Raw genomic sequence first — 15,017 nt, forward strand, 5'->3', positions numbered from 1 at the left:
GAGAAATAAAAAAAGCCCTGGAGTGAAAATCACTCCAGGGCTTCCTTGGTGCACCCCCCGGGACTCGAACCCGGAACCCATTGATTAAGAGTCAATTGCTCTGCCAGTTGAGCTAGAGGTGCAGCTGTTGAATTCGACCAACCTTTGGGGCTTTTGTTTCCCCGGCGATCTCCGCAACGACATGAAACTATACACGAGATCCGCCCAACTGCGAAATCGACCCGTACAGGGTGGCCGGCGCTAGGGCGAGACCCTCAGAATCAGCGCAAAGTCGGGGTTCCGGTTGTTACTGATCACCCACAGGGTGCCGTCGGGGGCCCGGGCAACATCCCTGAGGCGCCCATATTGTCCTGTGAAATAAGCCACAGGTTTTCCTGCCGTCTCTTCGTCGAGCGGCACGCTCCACAGCCGTTGGCCACGAAGGGCACCTGTGTAGGCCACGTTGCCAACAATTTCCAGTCCGCTCGGAGACGCTTCGGACGTTGAAGGCCACACCACCTTGGCATCAATCAGGCCGCTCCTGCCCGGAGCTCCGGTCACAGTGGGCCACCCGTAGTTGCCACCCGGGGTGATCAGGTTCAATTCATCATCCACGTCAGGTCCGAACTCGCTGGCCCATAGCCTGCCCTCGTTGTCCCATGCCAGTCCCTGTACGTTCCTGTGCCCGTAGCTGAAGACGGGATTGTCGCCGAAGGGATTGCCCGGGGCAGGCCGCCCATCAGGGGTAAGGCGCAGGATCTTGCCGCCCAAAGCGTTGATGTCCTGAGGCTGTTCCCGCCGCTGTGAATCCCCCGTGCCTGCATACAGGAAACCGTCGGGACCAAAGCGGATCCGGCCGCCGTTGTGGGTGGATGCCTTGGAAATTCCGGAGAAGACAACCTCCGGCTCGCCCAGGGACAACGAGCCATCCGGGCCCTGCATCAGCGTCATCCTGGCAATCCGGTTGTCGGTGGCGGAGGTGAAGTACGCATACAGCCAGCGGTCACTGCCGAAGGATGGAGACAACGCAAGGCCCAGGAGGCCGCCTTCACCTCCCGGTTCGACGCCGGGAACCTCACCTACCGTACGGGCCTGCCCGTCCCTGATCGCTTTGACTTGGGCGTAGTCGCGCTCGGACACCACTGCCGTTCCGTCAGGGAGGAACACCACCGACCACGGCAGCTGCAACCCGACGTCGAGCTTTTCAGTGACGACCGGAGCTTCGGGTCCAACGGGGCTGGAACTTGCCGGGCTGGAGCTTGGGTTTGGCGTCGCGGCTGTTCCAGGTGCTGACGGGCTGCCCGTACAGCCTGCCAGCACCAAGGCAATGGCACAGGAAGGCAGGAACGCGCGCAAACTTCGTGCTGCCCGTGCCTGCCTGCCCATCGACGTCACCATCAGATCGCCGTAACCCTCAGAAACCCTGCTGGATAGACCTTTCAGTGCCTGTTGCGCCTGGGAGGCCTGAAGCCGGCAGCCTCAGCGTGGGCCGCCGATTCGAACCACACGTCTGCGGCAACTTCTTCATAGCCTGCGGTGTCTTCGTCGTAGTACGTCATGGCCGTCGCGCTGGCTTTCACGGGGTAGGCGTCGGCCTGAGTGCTGGAGGAGCCTGTTCCGTAGGGGTGGTCGGCGGCGAGGTGACCCGATGTTGCGGGGTCCTCCGCTGCTGCGGACTCGGCGCCCGGCAGGGTGGGGGCGTGGACGTCCGTGTATTCGTGATGGTGGACAGGGGTGCCGGACGAGTCCGTCCAGGACGTTTCCCACTCGGCCTTGTCTGCCGACTCAGACGTCGCTGCAGTGGCATCCTCGCCTGCAGGCTCATCCTTGGCCGGAAGCGCCGAAGCACCGGCGGGCTCCGAAGCACCGGCTGGATCCGCAGTGCCGGCATCCCAATCGTCAACGTCGCCGGCATCGGCCGAGTGCACCGTTGCGCCGCTGTTGACTGTGTCGCTGTTGACCGTCTCGCTGGTGACCGTGTCGGCGGCGACTATGTCTGTGTTGACTGTTGGTTCTGCCACCACGGGTTCCCCGACCTCCGGTTCCTCCACCACCGGAGCAGCAATGACAGGCTCATCCACAGTGAGGCCAGGCGTGGCGGCTGGCTGCGGTTCCGTGGACATGGCTTCCGACGAATCCCGGACTTCACCCATGGGGGAGGTGCGATCAGCGCCAGCGCCAGCGTCACTGTCAGCGTCGGTGACAGGGCCAGCGCCAGCGTCAGTCACAGTGTCACTGTCAGTGGACAGCGCGGCGTCGGCCGCACCCTGGTCCCGGCGCGCTTTGAGCTGGGCAGGTTCATCTGCCAGGGACTCGTCCACTGCGGGTGCCGGGTCCTCAAATGGCTCCCCGGATGGCTCCCCGGCGGTGGGACCGCTGCCCTCTGCGGCAGCTTTGCCCAGGTTGGTGACGCCGGCAAGTCCGGCTACTCCCGCCGCTGCTGCGGCCGTATCCGGCAGGGAAGCGGTGTTGGCGGGCTCCATTGCCGCGGGTGCTGGAGTCGAGGAGGAATTACGTGATTTGTTGCGGTTCAATAGCCACCAAATAATGGCAACGACCAACACAATGACAATGACCCAAATTATCCAGTCCATGTGGATGCCCTTCTGCTCACAGGGGTGCAGTTCGTGGTGTTCCTGACGTTACGTGCCTCCCCATGGGCTGTCCAGCGTTTGACCTGCTGTTCCATGGAAATTTGCCGCCCCTGCAGGCTATAATTCCGGCGCCGGAAATGGCTGGAAAGCCAATTCCTCCGGGGTAGCCTAGGCTGGCTGAATGGATTTCAAGAGGCTGCAGATTCTGCGCGAGTTGGCAGACCGGCAAAGCGTCGGTGCCACAGCTGAAGCAATGAATGTCACGGCTTCTGCCGTCTCGCAGCAATTGAAGACACTGCAGGCGGAAATCGGTGTTGTGCTGGTGGAAAAAGTCGGTCGGGGCGTCCAGTTGACCGAAGCTGGATATGCCATGGCGGCCGCTGCTGCGGACATAGCCACTGCAATGGCGCGCGCTGAGTCCACCATCGACACCTACAGGAAAGGCTGGCAGACCCGTGTCTCGGCGGCTTTCTTCCCCAGTGCCGCCGAAATGCTCCTGCCCGGGGTGCTGCATCGGGTATCCGCGGTGGACGGGCTGACTTTTGACGCGTACTTCGAAGACCCGGGAACCGCCCACTTCGCGCCGCTGGTGGCGGACTACGACATTGTCCTGGCCCACAGCGTGGATGGGCCGGACGTATTTGCCCGCCAAGGACTGACGGTTGTCCCGCTGCTCGAAGAGGCCCTGGACGTCGCCATGCCCGCCGGACATCCGCTGGCAGCGAAGGCAGGTTTGAGCCCGGGGGATGTGGTTGACTACCCGTGGATCGGCGTGCCGGAGGGGTTTCCCTTCGACACTGTCCTTCGCCAGATCGAGCTCCATGCAGGCCGTCAAGCCAGGCGCGGCCAGCGGTATCCGGACCTGCGGGTATTGGAAGCGCTGGTGGTCGCCGGCCACGGGATCTGCCTCCTGCCGCGCTATACCGCCCGGGCCAGTGCCCGGCGTGGACTCGTGCTCCGGCCGTTGACGGACGTCAAAGCCAGCAGGAGCATTGTTGCCCTGTCCCGTCAGGAGGTTGCAGCCAGGGGCACCATCGCCATGGTCCTTGACATGCTCAGGAACGAGGCCGCGGCGATCGCCAGGGAGCTCCAGGATGCTCCCGGGCGAACCTGAACCCCCGGACAGCCGGGGGCTGGACCACAAGGGAACGCGCCGGTGTCCTGCAATATTCGGCCGGTCCCGCTTAACGCGGCATGGAACAGCGGTGGCCGGGCCTGCGTACCCATAGACTTTGGTCATGAGTGACACTGAGATTGCGACAGACACCACGCCGGATATCAAGCCACGCAGCCGGGTGGTCACTGACGGCATCCACGCTGCACCTGCCCGTGGGATGTTCCGTGCAGTGGGCATGGGGGACGACGACTTCGCCAAACCCCAGATCGGCGTCGCCAGTTCCTGGAATGAAATTACCCCCTGCAACCTCTCCCTTAACCGGCTTGCACAAGGCGCCAAGGAAGGCGTCCACGCCGGTGGAGGCTTTCCCATGCAGTTCGGCACGATTTCCGTCTCGGACGGCATTTCCATGGGGCATGAAGGCATGCACTTCTCTCTGGTTTCCCGCGAAGTCATTGCCGACTCCGTGGAAACGGTGATGCAGGCCGAACGGATCGACGGTTCGGTCCTGTTGGCCGGTTGCGACAAATCACTTCCCGGGATGCTGATGGCTGCTGCCCGCCTGGACCTCGCATCGGTGTTCCTCTACGCCGGGTCCATCATGCCCGGCTGGGTCAAGCTTGAGGACGGCTCGGAAAAGGAAGTCACCCTCATCGATGCCTTCGAAGCTGTCGGTGCCTGCGCTGCAGGCAAGATGAGCATGGAAGACCTCACCCGGATCGAAAAAGCCATTTGCCCGGGCGAAGGTGCCTGCGGCGGTATGTACACGGCGAACACCATGGCCTGCATCGGCGAAGCCTTGGGGATGTCCCTTCCGGGTTCCGCCGCCCCGCCTTCGGCAGACCGGCGTCGTGATGACTTCGCCCGTAAGTCCGGGGAAGCGGTGGTGAACCTGCTGCGCCTGGGGATCACAGCCCGCGACATCATGACCAAGAAGGCCTTTGAAAACGCCATTGCGGTAACCATGGCCTTCGGTGGTTCCACCAATGCCGTCCTGCACTTGCTGGCTATTGCCCGCGAGGCAGAAGTCGAGCTGACCCTTGATGACTTCAACCGTATCGGTGACAAAATTCCCCACCTTGGCGACCTGAAGCCTTTTGGCCGCTACGTCATGACCGATGTGGACAAGATTGGCGGCGTTCCCGTCATCATGAAAGCACTGCTTGACGCCGGCCTGCTGCATGGCGACTGCCTCACCGTCACCGGCAAGACCCTCGCCGAGAACCTCGCCTCCATCAACCCGCCGGACCTCGACGGCAAGATCCTCCGGGCGCTGGACAACCCCATCCACAAGACCGGCGGCATCACCATCCTCCACGGCTCCATGGCACCTGAAGGCGCAGTGGTGAAGAGTGCCGGCTTCGACGCCGACGTCTTCGAAGGCACCGCCCGCGTCTTCGAGCGTGAACAAGGCGCCCTCACTGCGCTGGACAACGGCGAAATCCATAAGGGTGACGTGGTGGTGATCCGCTACGAAGGCCCCAAGGGCGGCCCCGGCATGCGCGAGATGCTGGCCATTACCGGCGCCATCAAGGGGGCAGGGCTGGGCAAGGATGTCCTGCTGCTCACCGATGGCCGGTTCTCCGGCGGCACAACCGGACTCTGCATTGGCCACGTTGCCCCTGAAGCGGTCGACGGCGGTCCCATCGCCTTTGTGAAGGACGGGGACCGCATCCGCGTCGACATCGCTGCACGCTCGTTCGACCTCCTGGTGGACGAGGCGGAGCTCGAAGCCCGCAAGGAGGGCTGGGAGCCGCTGCCGGCGAAGTTCACCAAGGGTGTCCTTGCCAAGTACGCCAAGCTTGTCCACAGCGCCTCAACGGGGGCGTACTGCGGATAATTCCTGTCTGGGACTCCGGCTGCCGCAGGGCCGCCGGAGTCCGGCAGGCGGACATGGCTGTCCAAATAGTGAGATACGATAGTGGTCAATTGACACGTATCTCACTTAGAGGGAACACTGAACGCATGATCACATTCGTTACCGTCGGCGTCGTCGTCCTTACCAAGCGCGTGGCTTAGCCCGACTGGTAACGAACCGTCACGCGCAAACCCCTCGAAGAGCCGGAAGGCTGAGGGGTTTTTTTATTCCCCCAAGCAAGACCCATCTATTGAAGATCCACTAAGGAAGAGTCCGATGAGCAAAGGATCGCCGATCAGCCCCTCGCTGATGGCTGCAAAGTCCGCTGGAGCCCACAAAGCTCCGGAAAAGGTCGACCGTACGGCTGAGGCCGTCGTCGTCGACGCTGCTGCACCTCTCTCTCCTGTACTTGGGCCGAACACCGTTGTACCCCCAACGGTGATGTCCGGCTCGCAAGCAATTGTCCGCTCGCTCGAAGAACTCGGCGTGGACGATATTTTCGGTTTGCCCGGTGGCGCGATCCTGCCCACCTACGACCCCTTGATGGCCTCCAGCATGAATCACATCCTGGTCCGTCACGAACAGGGAGCCGGCCACGCCGCGCAAGGCTACGCCATGGTTACCGGACGGGTTGGCGTTTGCATCGCCACCTCAGGCCCCGGTGCCACCAACCTCGTTACCGCCATCATGGATGCCCACATGGACTCCGTGCCGATGGTGGCCATCACCGGACAGGTATCCAGCGGAGTCATCGGCACCGATGCCTTCCAGGAAGCTGACATCGTGGGTATCACGATGCCCATCACCAAGCACTCGTTCCTGGTGACGGACCCCAACGACATCCCGCATGTGATGGCCGAGGCATTCCACCTCGCCTCCACGGGTCGTCCGGGCCCGGTCCTGGTGGACATCGCCAAGGACGCCCAGGTGGGCCAGATGACGTTCTCCTGGCCTCCGAAGGTGGACCTGCCGGGCTACCGTCCCGTGGTGCGTGGACACAACAAGCAGGTCCGCGAAGCTGCCAAGCTGATCGCTGCTGCCAGCAAGCCCGTGCTGTACGTCGGCGGCGGCGTGGTCAAGGGCCATGCCTCGGCCGAACTCATGGAACTTGCGCTGGCTACCGGCGCTCCCGTGGTTACCACCTTGATGGCCCGTGGTGCTTTCCCTGATTCGCACCCGCAGCATGTCGGCATGCCCGGTATGCACGGCTCGGTCTCCGCCGTGACCGCACTTCAGCAAGCAGACCTCCTGATCACCCTTGGGGCCCGGTTTGATGACCGCGTGACGGGCGTGCTGAAGACCTTCGCCCCGTTTGCCAAGGTCATCCACGCTGACATCGACCCGGCTGAGATCTCCAAGAACCGCACTGCCGACGTCCCGATCGTTGGTTCGGTCAAGGAGATCATTCCCGAACTCACCGAAGCCGTGAAGACGCAGTTTGAATTGAGCGGAACCCCGGACCTGGATTCCTGGTGGGCCTTCCTCGGCAACTTGCGCGATACGTACCCGCTGGGCTGGACCGAGCCGGAAGACGGACTCACCGCACCGCAGCGCGTCATCAAGCGGATCGGTGAACTCACGGGTCCCGAAGGCATCTACGTTGCCGGCGTGGGCCAGCACCAGATGTGGGCTGCCCAGTTCATCAAGTACGAACGGCCGCACGCCTGGCTGAACTCCGGTGGAGCAGGAACCATGGGATACTCGGTTCCGGCGGCCATGGGTGCCAAGGTCGGTGAACCGGATCGCGTGGTCTGGGCCATCGACGGTGACGGCTGCTTCCAGATGACAAACCAGGAACTGGCCACCTGTGCCATCAACAACATCCCCATCAAGGTGGCCATCATCAACAACTCCTCGCTGGGCATGGTCCGCCAATGGCAGACGCTGTTCTACGAGGGCCGCTACTCCAACACGGACCTGAACACAGGCCACGACACCGTCCGGATTCCGGACTTCGTGAAGCTGGCCGACGCCTACGGTTGCGCTGCACTGCGGTGCGAGCGTGACGAGGACATCGACGCCACCATCCAGAAGGCACTCGAGATCAATGACCGCCCCGTGGTCATCGACTTCGTGGTCAGCCCCAACTCGATGGTGTGGCCCATGGTGCCTTCAGGTGTCAGCAATGACCAGATCCAGGTTGCCCGCAACATGACCCCGGAATGGGAAGAGGAGGACTAGGCATGACCCGCCACACACTGTCCGTTCTGGTAGAAGACAAGCCCGGCGTGCTGACCCGCGTGGCCAGCCTGTTCGCCCGGCGCGCGTTCAACATCAATTCCCTGGCTGTGGGACCCACCGAGGTTCCTGGCATGTCCCGCATGACGGTTGTCGTCGACGCCGACGGCGACCTGATCGAGCAGGTCACCAAGCAGCTCAATAAGTTGGTCAACGTCATCAAGATCGTTGAGCTGACTTCCGAATCTTCCGTACAACGTGACCACATCCTGGTCAAAGTACGTGCGGATGCCGCGACACGCCTGCAGGTTACCCAGGCTGCAGACCTGTTCCGTGCCGCAGTCGTCGACGTGTCCACAGACTCGTTGGTGATCGAGGCAACCGGTACCCCCGAGAAGCTCGCCGCGCTGCTTTCAGTGCTCGAGCCGTTCGGCATCCGTGAAATCGTGCAGTCCGGCACCTTGGCCGTTGGACGGGGATCCCGCTCCATGAGTGACAGGGCGCTCCGCTCCGCGTGAGCAGAACGTCCAGTACCGCAGCACCACAATCAATATCTAAGAAAACCACTCAAGAGGAGTTACGCAAGTGACTGAAATGTTCTACGACGACGACGCAGACCTGTCGATCATCCAGGGCCGCAAAGTAGCCATCGTTGGCTACGGCTCCCAGGGCCACGCCCACGCGCTTAACCTGCGCGATTCCGGCGTCGAGGTTGTTATTGCGCTGAAGGACGGCTCCAAGTCGGCCGCCAAGGCAGAGGACGCCGGCTTCACGGTCAAGAACGTTGCGGACGCCGCCGAATGGGCAGATGTCATCATGATCCTGGCACCGGACCAGCACCAGCGCGCGATCTACAACGACTCCATCAAGGACAAGCTGACCGAGGGCAAGGCACTTGCTTTCGCCCACGGCTTCAACATCCGCTTCGGCTACATCGAGGCTCCGGCCGGCGTTGACGTCATCCTGATCGCACCGAAGGCGCCGGGCCACACGGTTCGCCGCGAATTCGAAGCCGGCCGCGGTATCCCGGACATCATTGCAGTGGAGCAGGACGCCTCAGGCTCGGCCTGGGACCTGGCAAAGTCCTACGCCAAGGCGATCGGTGGTACCCGCGCCGGTGTCATCAAGACCACCTTCACCGAAGAGACCGAAACCGACCTCTTCGGCGAGCAGTCCGTTCTTTGTGGCGGCGTTTCCCAGCTGGTCCAGTACGGCTTTGAAACCCTGACCGAAGCCGGCTACCAGCCGCAGATCGCCTACTTCGAGGTCCTCCACGAGCTCAAGCTCATTGTTGACCTCATGTGGGAGGGCGGCATCGCCAAGCAGCGCTGGAGCGTTTCGGACACCGCAGAGTACGGCGACTACGTCTCCGGCCCGCGCGTCATCACCCCCGAGGTGAAGGAAAACATGAAGGCTGTCCTCGCCGACATCCAGAGCGGTGCGTTCGCCAAGCGCTTCATCGACGACCAGGACAACGGCGGTACCGAGTTCAAGGAACTTCGCGCCAAGGCAGAGCAGCACCCGATCGAAGAGGTCGGCCGCGAACTGCGCTCCCTCTTCTCCTGGCAGCAGCAGGACGCTGACTACGTTGAAGGTTCCGCAGCCCGCTGATCCTTCGGCGCCGGCCTAAAGGCCTCCGCCACATAACGACGCGCCCGCCCGGTGGACAAAGCCGGGCGGGCGTTGCCGTATCACCGGCATTGCGCCCATGTTTTCATCAGCGGCCTTGGCTGTGAACTTCTTCACAACGGCCGCCGGCCCGGCCGTAACATCCCCCGCCGGCAGCGGAATCCCGGCCCGTATTCGATATTCTGGGCTGGTCCCGGCGCCGTGCCCCGGGCCACGCATCCGCTCCTTGTCCAGTCCTGTCCCAAAAGTTGTCCAAAGTAAGGTGCCTCCCCGTGTCAGCCAGCAAACCCGTCGTCCTCCTCGCCGAGGAACTTTCGCCCGCCACAGTCGAGGCTTTGGGCCCGGACTTTGAAATCCGACAGACCGACGGCGCAGACCGTTCGCAGCTGCTGTCCGCAATCGCCGACGTCGATGCCATCCTGGTCCGCTCGGCTACCCAGGTGGACGCCGAAGCCATTGCCGCCGCGAAGAACCTGAAGGTCATCGCCCGTGCCGGCGTCGGACTGGACAACGTGGACATCAAGGCCGCCACCCAGGCAGGCGTCATGGTGGTCAACGCCCCGACGTCCAACATCGTCTCCGCAGCCGAGCTGACCGTTGGCCACATCCTCAGCTTGGCACGCCACATTCCGCAGGCGAGCTCCGCGCTGAAGAATGGCGAGTGGAAGCGCTCCAAGTACACGGGCATCGAACTCTTCGAGAAGAAGATCGGCATCATCGGCCTGGGCCGCATCGGTGCCTTGGTCGCAGCGCGCCTGCAGGGCTTCGATACCCAGATCCTGGCGTACGACCCCTACATCACCTCGGCCCGCGCCGCCCAGCTGGGCGTCAAGCTCGTCACCCTGGACGAGCTCCTGGAGAACTCCGACTTCATCACCATCCACATGCCCAAGACGCCCGAAACGGTGGGGATGCTCGGCGCTGATGCTTTCCGCAAGATGAAGGAAACCGCCTACGTGGTCAACGTAGCCCGCGGCGGCCTCGTGGATGAAGAAGCACTCCACATTGCGTTGAAGGAAGGCCAGATTGCCGGAGCCGGCGTTGACGTCTTCGTCAAGGAGCCCAGCACCGACCTGCCGTTCTTCGAGTTCGACAACGTCATCGTGACTCCGCACCTGGGCGCTTCAACGGACGAAGCCCAGGAGAAGGCCGGGGTTTCCGTGGCCAAATCGGTTCGCTTGGCCCTTGCCGGTGAACTGGTGCCCGACGCCGTGAACGTCGCCGGCGGAGTCATCGCCCCGGATGTCCGCCCGGGCATCCCGCTGATTGAAAAGCTGGGCCGCATCTTCACCGCACTGACGCACGCTTCGCTCACCCAGATCGACGTCGAAGTTGCAGGCGAGATTTCCTCGCTGGATGTCAAAGTGCTCGAGCTTGCTGCACTGAAGGGCGTTTTCGCCGATGTGGTCACCGAACAGGTCTCTTACGTCAACGCCCCTGTGATCGCCGAACAGCGCGGCATCAACACCCGCCTGATCACCACTCCGGATGCTGAGGACTACCGCAACGTCCTGACCATCCGTGGTGCCCTCAGCGATGGTTCCCAGATCTCCGTTGCCGGAACCCTCACGGGTCCCAAGCAGGTGGAAAAGCTGGTGGGCGTCAACGGGTACGACGTCGAAATCCCCATCAGCGAGCACTTGGTGGTGGTGGCCTACGCGGACCGTCCCGGCGTTATCGGCACCATCGGACACATCCTGGGCATGAACAACATCAATATCGGCGGCATGCAGGTTGCCCGCCAGACCGAAGGCGGCCAGGTTCTTGCCCTGCTGACCATCGACAGCTCCGTGCCACAGCAGGTCCTGGAAGCCATCAAGGCCGGCATTGGTGCGGACATGGTCCGGGAAGTGGACCTGGAGGACTAGGACTTTACCTGATTTCCATCAGCTGAGTTCGCGTGCCGGCGACACACCTTTGGCACGCTGGAGTGGCCGGTCTGCTTACAATGGCTGGGTCCGGGATTCGGACCCGGCAGCAGGCCGGCCACAACTTTTGCACCTACAGCCCGGTATTCCCTTGTGTCTTTTGAGGAGTTCCGGACTTTGCGTGCGCGCCCGCAATCAAGGTCTCAGGGAGCCCAATGAACGCCGTCCAAAGGTTCATCAGAAGCCGTGTGCTGCTGCTGACCGCGGCCATTTTGATCGTCGCTATGTGCTTGTCCGTCCTCGTCCAAAGCCAGTCGCAGGCTGCTTTGAACAGGACAGTGGATGAGAACTCGCGGGGTCTCTACGACATCCTGGTCCAGGCCAAGCCTGACCAGGACCAAGATGGCGACGGCGGTGCATTGATCCAGCCGGAAATCGCCAACGGCCAGGGCGGGATCAGCTTTGAACAGCTGGAAAAGATCCGCACCATGGGCCAGACGGCGGTTGCCGCCCCCATCAGCCTGGTCTCCCGCGTTTCGCAGAACCTTGAGGCTCCCCGCCTCAACGCCATGGACTACCTCGGCTACAACGCCGGCCTGGCCGGGGCTGTGACAGCGGGGGACCCCTCGGCCATGGATTCCAGCAAATGGCCGGCTGCCGAATCGGTCTTGTCCGATACGCCCAAGAAGTACCGGCTGACGGCCTCGGCCACGAGCTCCGACGGAGTGAACCAGCAAACACTCTTCAAGACCAGCGCAGAGGGCACCCTGGGCAAGGGCCGCTTGATCCAGGAGCAGGCTGCAGGCGGCTCCAACGTCAGGATTGCCGGACCCGAAGGTGAGACCGGGGTCAAGTTCCCGGCTCCCGCGCTTGGCTCCGAGCACAACCTCTTCAACCTCTCCGTAGCGCTGCCCTTGGCACCTGAGGTGACCGAGTCCGTCGTCGCGGTTGACCCGGCGGCCGAAAGGGCGCTGCTGGGATCCGCAGGCGACTTCCTGGCGCCCCTCGAGAAGGCCCCGCCGGCTGATGCACGTGACGCCGGAGCAATCGGGCGCCACTTCGAAAGCCTCTTCACCACGGGCCTGAGCATGGACCAGCTGGAGGAGGGCCCCGACTTCCTGGGCGTCAAGCTCAAGTACTGGGCGCCGCTGATGACCCAGTACCAGCAGGCAAAGCGTGACGGGCTGCTGACCGACGATTCCCAGGCGATTCCGCTCATTGTCCGTTCCGGCACCTCCCTTGACCTGCAGTACTCGGTCAAAATCGAAGAACTGGACGCCAGCGGCAAGGTGGTCAACGAGGTCGGCACGGTCACCCGCAGCCTGGACAAGGATTACCTCCCGTTCGTCTCCAAGTCCCCGTTTGCCCTCGAATGGCCAGGCTCCACAGACCACAGCAAGCTGCTGGGGAGCACCGCTTCCTTCAGCCAGGGCCTGTACAACCCGGCAACCTGGAGCGCAGCATTCGCCGCTGCGCCCAAGTACAAGGACGGCGACGAAGCCTCCAATGGCGCCTCGGACAAGAGCGCCACGCCGGGGGACTGGGTTACGGTCAACCGTCTCCCGGAGAAGTCCTCCTTTGGTGCAGCCGTGGACCAGACCCAACGGAAGCCTGTTGATGAGCGCTCCTACCGGGAAGACCTGGAAACGGGCAAGAAACCGGCGGCACCGCTTCCCATGGTGTACGGCACCTTCGACCCCGCAGCCGTCCAGTCGGCAGCCGGTGATGTCAACAAGCTGCCCCTGGGCGGCTACGACCCCACTCCGATGACCCTCACCAAGGACGCTGAGGGCAAGGATGTAGCAGGCACGGAACTGAAGCCTTCCTTGAGCGCTACAGGTCTGGTCAGCCAGTCTGCCGGTGCCATTACCGACTACTACGGCCTCGCTGCAGCCCGCGGCTACGACACCAATGCCGACGTCATCGACGCCATCCGGGTCAAGGCTTCGGCTCCCGGTAACTGGAAGACTGCCCAGCCTGAGGTGGAGAAGCTGGCCACCCAGATCCGTGAGCTCGGGCTGGAGGCCACCGTGGTGGCCGGTTCCGCACGCGAAGATGCCAACATTTTCGTCCCCGGCTACAGCAAGGACGACGCCGGCAAGGAATCACCCCTGGGCACCGTCCAGCAGTCTTGGGTCCGCCAGGATGCAGCCGATGCCGTCTCCGGTTCGCTGACCGGTACCAACATCACCCTGCTCTTCCTGACCCTGTTGGGCGCAACGCTCCTGACCGGCGCCTCGACGGTCAGCTACATCAGGCAGCGCCGGAGCGAAGCCGGCATTCTCAGGGCGATGGGCTGGACGCAGAAACGCATCCGGTCCTGGGTCCTTGAAGAATTTGCCGTAGGCGCGGCAGCCCTCGCTGCCGCCGGAGTCATCCTCAGCCTGCTCAGTTGGAACATCGCCACCGTGATCGTTTCAGTGACCATGCTGATCATCTACTGTGGAGCCGCCTGGCTGGCTGCCCAGCAGCTGCGCCACCGCGTGGTGATCGACCAGGAGCCGCAGCACGATGACCGTCTTGTAACGGTGGACTCTCCGCTGACCTTCGCCAACAGGCAACTCACCACCAACCGGTTCAACTCCATCTCCCTTGCGGTGGCGGTAGGTGTGTTCGGGGCTGCAGTAGGTGCCCTGATCGCGCTGCTGATCGATATTCCGCGGGCAGCAGGTGCCAGCGCCCTCAGTGGCCTGGCCGCTGCAAGCATCGCCTTGCCCAGCGTCATCCTGGCAGTCTTCGGAGTAGTGGTTGGCTTGCTGCTGACCCTCGTGACCGGTCGCTTTGAACTCCACGCCAAGCGGGAGTACCTCGGTACGTTGAAGGCCATGGGCTGGAACCCGGACATGCTGGGCCAGGTTCGCTTTTTCGAGAACGCCCTTGTAGGCACAGTGGCACTTCCCCTCGGCGTCCTCGGCGCCCTGGGACTCGGGTTGCTGCTGGCACCCTACGCGGCCCTGTGGGCCGGATTGGCCGGTCTGCTGGCCGTAATTTGCTGGATTCCGATTGCAACGAAAGTAGTCAAATGACTGACAAACTCAACCCCGAGCTGACGGCCACCCCGGAATCCACGGAAGAGTCGCTGCAGACCCGCGCCAACACGATCGTGAAGGCCGCTGACCACGCAACTCCCTTGGAACTGAGCCGCGTGACCATCCATTACGGTGGCGACAAAGGCGGCGCCGAGGAAGTGGACGTCGTCGACGACTTCAACCTCACCCTTCATGCCGGTGAGATGCACTGCATCGCCGGCCGAAGCGGTTCCGGCAAGACCAGCATCCTGACGGTGAGCGCCGGACTGACGCTCCCGACGTCGGGCAAGGTCTTTTGGGAGGGCCTGCCTCTGGACACCATGGGTGATGACGAAATCGCCGACCGTCGCCGTGCACTCATCGGATATGTGGACCAGGGCGGCGCCTTGATCGACGGCATGAGCGCCCTGGAGAACGTCCTGCTTCCCGCCGTGCCTGACGGCGAAGTGGAGCAGCGGACCGAGATGGCCAAGGACCTCCTGGACCTGGTGGGCCTGGGACGCCGCATGCGCCACCGCCCCGCCCAGCTCTCCGGTGGTGAACGCCAGCGTGTGGCTATTGCCCGTGCCCTGATCCTGGGTACCCGCGTACTGGTGGTGGACGAGCCCACGGCCAGCTTGGACCGGGCCGCGGCCAACCGCATCATCGGGATCCTCAAGGACACCACCAGTGATGGCATCGCCGTGCTGGTGGCCTCCCACGACCACGAACTGGTCCGGCTCAGCGATACGCTGACCGAACTTAACTAAGCTATTTCATCCTAAA

The 15,017-nt window shown here is 63.1% G+C and carries 10 protein-coding genes and 1 tRNA gene; 8 read left to right on the forward strand and 3 right to left on the reverse strand.

Going from position 1 to position 15,017, the window contains the following annotated elements; genetic code table 11:
• Positions 1 to 46 precede the first annotated feature (46 nt).
• The 3 genes from BLQ01_RS04175 to BLQ01_RS04185 form a co-directional block, all read right to left on the reverse strand.
• A tRNA-Lys gene (locus BLQ01_RS04175) sits at positions 47 to 122 on the reverse strand.
• 118 nt (positions 123 to 240) lie between these two features.
• On the reverse strand, positions 241 to 1,365 hold the full coding sequence (locus BLQ01_RS04180) for a PQQ-dependent sugar dehydrogenase (RefSeq protein WP_091550375.1): 1,125 nt from the start codon (positions 1,363 to 1,365) through the stop codon (positions 241 to 243).
• Between the two features lie 53 nt (positions 1,366 to 1,418).
• Entirely contained in the window at positions 1,419 to 2,573 is a 1,155-nt protein-coding gene (locus BLQ01_RS04185) for a sunset domain-containing protein (protein ID WP_091550240.1), read from the reverse strand.
• A 181-nt stretch (positions 2,574 to 2,754) separates the two neighbouring features.
• Between BLQ01_RS04185 and BLQ01_RS04190 the strand changes: the two genes are divergently transcribed.
• The 8 genes from BLQ01_RS04190 to BLQ01_RS04225 all read left to right on the forward strand — a co-directional run bounded on the left by BLQ01_RS04190 (position 2,755) and on the right by BLQ01_RS04225 (position 15,001).
• The gene (locus BLQ01_RS04190; protein WP_026540213.1) at positions 2,755 to 3,687 is read left to right on the forward strand and encodes a LysR family transcriptional regulator; all 933 of its coding nucleotides are present in this window, start codon (positions 2,755 to 2,757) and stop codon (positions 3,685 to 3,687) included.
• A gap of 124 nt (positions 3,688 to 3,811) precedes the next feature.
• Positions 3,812 to 5,530 (forward strand): dihydroxy-acid dehydratase, encoded by a 1,719-nt coding sequence (ilvD, locus tag BLQ01_RS04195; protein WP_026540214.1) that lies wholly within the window; start codon positions 3,812 to 3,814, stop codon positions 5,528 to 5,530.
• A 294-nt stretch (positions 5,531 to 5,824) separates the two neighbouring features.
• A complete protein-coding gene (locus BLQ01_RS04200; RefSeq protein ID WP_026540215.1) occupies positions 5,825 to 7,729 on the forward strand; it encodes an acetolactate synthase large subunit in 1,905 nt (634 codons plus the stop codon).
• A 2-nt stretch (positions 7,730 to 7,731) separates the two neighbouring features.
• On the forward strand, positions 7,732 to 8,244 hold the full coding sequence (gene ilvN / locus BLQ01_RS04205; RefSeq protein ID WP_021470923.1) for an acetolactate synthase small subunit: 513 nt from the start codon (positions 7,732 to 7,734) through the stop codon (positions 8,242 to 8,244).
• 67 nt (positions 8,245 to 8,311) lie between these two features.
• Positions 8,312 to 9,337: a ketol-acid reductoisomerase gene (gene ilvC / locus BLQ01_RS04210; RefSeq protein WP_026540216.1), complete on the forward strand. Its 1,026-nt coding sequence runs from the start codon at positions 8,312 to 8,314 to the stop codon at positions 9,335 to 9,337.
• A 290-nt stretch (positions 9,338 to 9,627) separates the two neighbouring features.
• Positions 9,628 to 11,223 (forward strand): phosphoglycerate dehydrogenase, encoded by a 1,596-nt coding sequence (serA, locus tag BLQ01_RS04215; RefSeq protein ID WP_026540217.1) that lies wholly within the window; start codon positions 9,628 to 9,630, stop codon positions 11,221 to 11,223.
• A 215-nt stretch (positions 11,224 to 11,438) separates the two neighbouring features.
• On the forward strand, positions 11,439 to 14,249 hold the full coding sequence (locus BLQ01_RS04220) for an FtsX-like permease family protein (protein WP_091550241.1): 2,811 nt from the start codon (positions 11,439 to 11,441) through the stop codon (positions 14,247 to 14,249).
• On the forward strand, positions 14,246 to 15,001 hold the full coding sequence (locus BLQ01_RS04225) for an ABC transporter ATP-binding protein (RefSeq protein WP_026546071.1): 756 nt from the start codon (positions 14,246 to 14,248) through the stop codon (positions 14,999 to 15,001). The genes BLQ01_RS04220 and BLQ01_RS04225 overlap by 4 nt, the downstream gene beginning before the upstream one ends.
• Positions 15,002 to 15,017: the final 16 nt, after the last annotated feature.

The sequence above is a fragment of the Arthrobacter sp. UNCCL28 genome, assembly GCF_900102805.1.
Lineage (GTDB): Bacteria > Actinomycetota > Actinomycetes > Actinomycetales > Micrococcaceae > Arthrobacter > Arthrobacter nicotinovorans_A.

Bases quoted from the DNA above. Each gene is read 5' to 3' on its own strand.
- BLQ01_RS04180 (WP_091550375.1), bottom strand. From the start codon at position 1,365: ATGGGCAGGCAGGCACGGGCAGCACGAAGTTTGCGCGCGTTCCTGCCT.
- BLQ01_RS04185 (WP_091550240.1), bottom strand. From the start codon at position 2,573: ATGGACTGGATAATTTGGGTCATTGTCATTGTGTTGGTCGTTGCCATT.
- BLQ01_RS04190 (WP_026540213.1), top strand. From the start codon at position 2,755: ATGGATTTCAAGAGGCTGCAGATTCTGCGCGAGTTGGCAGACCGGCAA.
- ilvD (WP_026540214.1), top strand. From the start codon at position 3,812: ATGAGTGACACTGAGATTGCGACAGACACCACGCCGGATATCAAGCCA.
- BLQ01_RS04200 (WP_026540215.1), top strand. From the start codon at position 5,825: ATGAGCAAAGGATCGCCGATCAGCCCCTCGCTGATGGCTGCAAAGTCC.
- ilvN (WP_021470923.1), top strand. From the start codon at position 7,732: ATGACCCGCCACACACTGTCCGTTCTGGTAGAAGACAAGCCCGGCGTG.
- BLQ01_RS04220 (WP_091550241.1), top strand. From the start codon at position 11,439: ATGAACGCCGTCCAAAGGTTCATCAGAAGCCGTGTGCTGCTGCTGACC.
- BLQ01_RS04225 (WP_026546071.1), top strand. From the start codon at position 14,246: ATGACTGACAAACTCAACCCCGAGCTGACGGCCACCCCGGAATCCACG.